The organism is Blautia sp. CAG:257, assembly GCF_000433815.1.
Taxonomy (GTDB): Bacteria; Bacillota; Clostridia; order Lachnospirales; family Lachnospiraceae; genus Blautia_A; species Blautia_A caecimuris.
The window spans coordinates 3815-4589 of record NZ_HF999067.1; the positions used below are offsets into that span (position 1 = coordinate 3815).

The 775-nt window shown below is 43.6% G+C and carries 1 protein-coding gene; it reads right to left on the bottom strand.

Annotated features, from left to right (window positions below; all coding sequences use genetic code 11):
- Nucleotides 1–55: 55 nt before the first annotated feature.
- On the bottom strand, nt 56–775 hold a 720-nt coding region (locus QVP40_RS08330; protein ID WP_288200406.1), incomplete at its 5' end, for a 5-bromo-4-chloroindolyl phosphate hydrolysis family protein.

Consider the following 775-nt stretch of genomic DNA (forward strand, 5'->3'; position numbering starts at 1 on the left):
GGCATTGACGCTTCTGTTTTGTTTAATTCATCGCTCATTTTGTTCTCCTTTATGATCAATGCTGTATTTTAAAATCACTGTCCTTCAGCCCTTCCTGGGCAAGTAACGTATGAAGAACGGAAATATCACTGGAAACATCCCAGGCTGTATCCTGAAAAACAGAATCCAGAAGCTTTGCAAAAGCATCGTTCAGAGTGTCCAGAGTATCTTCGATCTCTTTTTTGGAGGAACGGATGGTTTCTCCCTGAACAGGCTGACTGTCCATATCCTCATAAGCCTCCAGAAGCTTTACGGTCATAGGAAGATAATAATCCATCATCCGCTTCAGATCCGGAATGATCTCCGGATGAGCCTTGGCCCTCTGAAAAATCTGATCCACGATTTTTTCCATTTTAAAGATCTTGGCAGAAATTTCCTCTCCCGGAATGGCATCGTTGCTTTTTCTCAGTCTGTCCAGATAATTTCTTCCCTTTTCAAGCACCTCTTTTACCTCAGGGGAAAGCTCTGACTCCTCCCGTGCGCGGAGAGCCTCCTGTTTCTTTTTTTCCTCCAGGGCTTTTTCCATTTCCTGATACTGGCAAAAGGTTTCCCGGCTGGTGATCAGACAGGTTTCGCTGCCGTCAAAACAGCCTTCCGTAAACCAGCCCTTTCCGATCATTTTTTTCAGATCTTTTTTTACAAATTTCACAGGCTTTCCGACTGCCTGCGCAAGCTTTGTAAGATCACAGTAGGTTCTTTTTCCCAGAGTTTTTTGATATTTTTTGAATCTCCTGAT